A 5,011-nucleotide genomic window follows, 5' to 3' on the forward strand; every position below is an offset into this window, starting at 1 on the left:
CCTCCAACGTCATCTTCTATCTCTCCCTGATGTTGATGGCGTTGTTCCTGACTTATCGCTCGATCGACTCGCTGCGGTGGAGGGGATGACGGCATGAGAGAACAACTGAAGAAAGCGGACATTCTCGGCCTTGCCATTGTCGCAGGCGCGCTGATCTCGTACTCGATACGATCGGTGTGGAGCGTTTATCAGACCGTCGCCGTCATTGCCGGCGCAATCTTGATTGCCGCGTCGCTTGCCGTGAAAACGGACGAAATCCGCAGCGGTTTCGGCCGGCGCTCGGCGCGCTTCGGCATCAACTCCGCGGCGTCCGTAATCTTCCTTATCGGAATTCTGGCGTTCGTGAATTACCTGGGCGCTCAGCACGTCAAACGGCTCGACACCACATCACAGAAGATCTACAGCCTGTCCGATGAGTCCGGCAAAGTCGCGCAACAGCTCAGCCAGGACGTCCACATCCGGGCGTTTTATCCCGGCGGAGCGGACCAGGCCACGAAAGAGTTGCTGGATCTCTTCAAAACGAAAAGCAACAAGATCTCCTATGAATTCATCAATCCCGACAAACAGCCGCAGCTTGCCCAGCAGTACCAGGTAACCCAGTACGGAGAGGTCCAGAACCCGATGACAGGTCAGAACCTGGTTTACGGAACGCTGATTCTGGAAATGGGCCCCAAGACCGAGCGGATCGAAAAACAAAACGAGGCGGTTCACGAAGAAGACATTACGAATGCGCTGTTGAAGCTGGTCAAAGGCGAGAAAAAGACGATGTATTTCACGCAGGGTCATGGCGAGAAAAGCCCGGATGATAAGGACAAGACCGGGTACGCGGACGCCAAAGCCGGCCTGGAAAAAGAAAATTATGTCGTCAAGACCCTCAATCTAGCCGAACAGCAAGGGAAGATACCGGATGACGCATCCGTCGTCATCATGGACGGTCCCAAAACAGAACCATTTCCCAGCGAGATGGATGCGATCGATGCTTATCTGAATAAGGGCGGCAGTGCATACATCATGGTGGATCCGTCACCAGCACCCGGGCTTACGGACTTCATGAAAAAGTGGTCGATCGATGTCGGCAACAATATTGTGCTGGACGCCAGCGGTCTGGGACGCCTGTTCGGGGCAGGACCGGAGATCCCGCTCGTCACGAAGTACAGCGACCATAAGATCACTTCGAGCATGAAGGGCGTCATGACGTTCTTTCCGTTCGCACGATCCGTCGCGCCCGCAATGAATCCGGCGCCGGGCCTGATGGTTGAAAACCTCTTCTCGTCCGGCGAGCGCAGCTGGGGTGAGACCAACATGAAATCGGGCGAAGCGAAGTTTGACGAAGGCGTCGACCTGAAGGGCCCCGTGTCTCTCGCGGTTGTCGCAACCAAGGACCTTGGAAATAACAAGAAGGCCCGCCTCGTCGTTTTCGGGAACTCCGCTTTCGCGGACAACAGCACATTCGGGCTCCAGGGTAACGGAAACCTCTTCCTGAACACGGTTTCCTGGCTGGCCCAGGATGAAAACTTTATTTCAATCCGGCCGAAAAATCCGGACGATCGCCGGCTTACGATGACCGAGGCTCAGCGGCGCCTGGTCTCTTACGTCATGCTGCTGCTGTTTCCCGTCGGCGTCCTGATTGTCGGTGGTTCGGTCTGGGCGAAGCGAAGGAAATGAAATTCAAAGGCACAACGGCGCTTTTCCTGATTTTTGTCGCGCTCGGCGCCTACGTTTACTTCACCGAATTTCGAGGACAGGAAGCGCGACAGAAGCAGGAAGAAGCAAAGAAAAAAGCGTTCCCGGTCGAAGATAAGGACATCACGGAAATCAGCCTGATCTACCCCGATCGGACGCTCTCGGCAGTCAAGAAGGGCGATAAAGACTGGCAGATGACGTCGCCCGCGGGAATGGAAGCCGACCCCGACGAATGGCAAATGCTGGCAGCCGACATCCCGCGCATCGAACGCGAAGATACGGTAGCCGAAAATGCTCAGGATCTGGCGCCTTTCGGGTTAAAGGACCCACCGCCGGTCAAAGTGTCGGCGAAAACGAAAGACGGGAAAACCATCGAGATCCTGTTCGGCGCCGACAATCCGCGCAAAACGTTCACCTACGCGAAACTGCCGAACAGCAATGATGTTTTCCTGACCGCCAGCAATTGGGAAAAGACCTTCACAAAGACCGCTTCCGACCTCCGTAATAAGAAGGTTCTGGATTTCGAGCCCGACGATATCGATGACGTTAAGGTGATGGACGGCGCCAGGGAGCTCGAAGCCCAGAAGTCCGGCGACAACTGGGAACTCAAGAAACCGCTCGATACGAAGGCAGACAGCAGCGATATCTCAACGTTTATCAGCTCCATCCGGTTCGCCCGGGCAGCGAGCTTTCCGGATCCGCCCGTTGATGCAAAGGCCGCCGGCCTCGACCAGCCGGCGATCAAAATCACACTCCACGATGCCAAGGCCAAAACGGACCGCGTGCTGTTGATCGGAAAGAGCCCCCAGCCCGACAAGTACTACGCTCGAGATGCATCGCGCGATGTGATTTTTATCGTCGACAAGGACATTCCGGAGAAGGTCCGGCGGCCGATTTTCGACTGGCGCGACAAAACACTGGTGAAAATCGATCGCGACAAGACGGACAAGATCGAAATCCAGCATGGCGCCGATATGATCGCGATGCAGAAGTCCGGCGCGGACTGGAAACTTGCCGACAATCGAAAGCTGCAGTGGGATAAAGTCTCGGGAATGCTGAACGCGCTCGATTTCGAAAAGGCGAAAGACATTATCGATTCGCCAAAATCACTCGGAATGTACGGTCTCGACAAGCCCGTGCTTCAGGTTGCCTTGAAGCAGGGTTCGACCGAACTCGTTCGTATCGACTTCGGTTCGGACAGCAAGATGCCGGAAGGCATCTATGTGAAAACGTCGGACAGCCCGGCCGTCAAGGTGGTGTCGAAAGACGTGTTTGACAAATTCAACGTCAAGGCGGACGATTTAGTCGAAACTTCGACGCCGCCACCGGCAGTAAAACCGAAGTCTTGACGCTATTGTCATGGACCTTTCCGAATTTGTCCGAGCGCTCGCACGTAGCGTTGCGGAAGGCATTTCCCGCAACAAGCTGCCGGCCTGCCTGTCGTTGATCGCGGTCATTCTGACGACCGCATTGGCACTAACCAGCGAATACGACGAACGCCCGAGATACCGTAAGTTCATCCTGCCTGGAATCCACCGAGCCGAAATGCAGTTTTTCGACGTGATGAAGCTCGCCGAATCCGAGCCGGAAGAGCCCCAGCGCACGCTCTATTTCATCGAAGCGCATCGACGCGCAAACAACGCCCTCAACGTGATTCGATCGGAACGGCCGATGACCGCAACCGGGCGAAAGGCTCAGCTCGAACTCACGCATTACTATGAACTTGTGGATGAAGACCTCGCCATTATCCGCACCGAAATGAGCAACGACCCGTCGTACGACTACATCGCGGAATGGAAACGCACCAACTCGGACCTTCTGCATGTTCGCGATCGTTGGTTGAAATGGCTGAACGCGGGGAAGAATTAGCCGCAGATGACGCGGATGGCGCAGATCTGCGTCATCCGCGCATCTGCGGCTAGAAAATCAGTTTTCCGCTGACAAGTATCGTCCGGACTCCATCGCCGATCAGGCTGGCGGTGTTCTGTCCGAATGTCGTGCTGCTCATCGTCGCTACAGGATTCGGAAAATTCCGGTGGTTCCACAAATTTCCAAAATCGCTGCGCAGCTCGAATTGCATGTTTTCGCGGAGGGTCACCTTCTTCATTAAAGAGAAGTCCCACTGCTGGAAGTTCGGCCCCCGGAAGGTATTGCGGCCCAGATTGCCGCCGCCGGACATGGAGCTCGCCAGGATACCGTTCGAACCCAAGGGCGCCGTGACGATGCCGGTTCCATCGACGGGAATGTAGAAAGTACGGAGGCCGCCTCCGAAGTTTTGCTGGACCGGGCCACTCGATGTGAAAACCGCATTCTTCTGAAAGACGCCGCTCGGGTTGTAATTCGGCCGAGCAGGAGTTGCATTCCCGATGCCGGCGCTATCCACTCCGGTCGTAATCGTGAACGGTTGTCCGGACTGAGCGTCGGTGTAACCGGCCACTTGCCAGCCGCTCATAATTTTCGCAGGCCAGCCGCTGGCCCACGAGGAAGAAAACCAGGGAACCTGATAAAGGTAAGTGACGGCGACGCGATGCGGCCGGTCGTAGATGGACCGGCTCCATTCCTTGCGCACGTTGAGGTAGTCTTCCGGAGTTTGCGGCGTGGACGGTGTGATGTCCGTGACGCCAAGCGGCTCATCGTTGTTGCTCCAGGTGCCGCTGTAGGTGTAATTCGCGCCGATCATGAGGCTCTTCGTCATCCGGCGGTCGAATTTCACATAGCCCGCTTCGTACGCGGCCTTTGCCGTACTCATCAGCAGGGTCCGGGAACCCCAGTTGGGATTCAAACGCCGTGCCTGAGCTGTGGGAATTTGCATGGGATCACCTGTGGCAACCACTGTTGCTGCCTGTGCCGGAGTCAAAATCGGAGGATTCCCCTGCCCCTGCGCGATCCCGTGATATGACCGATTGCCGGAGTATCCGACTTCCAGGATGTAGTTGCTACCGAACTCGCGTTGTATAGAAAGCGTCCAGAAATTGGTCGTGGGGTGCACCGTATTTGCCGGCGAGTTGACAAAACCGGACATCGGATTAAACGGCCCCAGCACAGCCGTCGCGGGAGCAAGCGTGGGGAAAGCATTATTGGGAGGTGGAGTCATCATCTGGCTGAGGACGCGAGGATAGTTGCCGTTCTCTGCCGCCAGAATGTTATAGAACAGCACATCATAAGCGATGCCAAAACCGCCCCGGACAACAGTGTTACCTTTCCCGGCCCATTTGTATCCAGTCGGGGAATAGGCAAACCCAAAGCGTGGCGCCCAGTCTTTCTTATCCGGTTGAACCGGGCCAGGGACGCCAGTGGCCTGAATCGCGGGATCCGTTGCGCCGAAGAA

4 protein-coding genes are annotated in these 5,011 nt (G+C 56.2%); 3 read left to right on the forward strand and 1 reads right to left on the reverse strand.

Annotated features, from left to right (window positions below; genetic code table 11):
* Positions 1-93 precede the first annotated feature (93 nt).
* The 3 genes from VGK48_06985 to VGK48_06995 are packed head-to-tail and all read left to right on the forward strand — an operon-like array spanning position 94 to position 3,552.
* Positions 94-1,665, forward strand: a complete 1,572-nt coding sequence (locus VGK48_06985; protein HEY2380914.1) for a Gldg family protein — start codon at positions 94-96, stop codon at positions 1,663-1,665.
* Entirely contained in the window at positions 1,662-3,032 is a 1,371-nt protein-coding gene (locus tag VGK48_06990; protein HEY2380915.1) for a DUF4340 domain-containing protein, read from the forward strand. Before VGK48_06985 ends, VGK48_06990 begins: the two co-directional genes overlap by 4 nt.
* A 10-nt stretch (positions 3,033-3,042) precedes the next feature.
* Positions 3,043-3,552 (forward strand): hypothetical protein, encoded by a 510-nt coding sequence (locus tag VGK48_06995; GenBank protein ID HEY2380916.1) that lies wholly within the window; start codon positions 3,043-3,045, stop codon positions 3,550-3,552.
* Positions 3,553-3,601: 49 nt separating this feature from the next.
* Here the strand turns inward: VGK48_06995 and VGK48_07000 are convergent.
* Positions 3,602-5,011 (reverse strand): hypothetical protein (locus tag VGK48_07000; GenBank protein HEY2380917.1); only part of this gene is annotated, 1,410 nt, incomplete at its 5' end.

The sequence above is a fragment of the Terriglobia bacterium genome (assembly GCA_036496425.1).
Classification (GTDB): domain Bacteria; phylum Acidobacteriota; class Terriglobia; order 20CM-2-55-15; family 20CM-2-55-15; genus 20CM-2-55-15.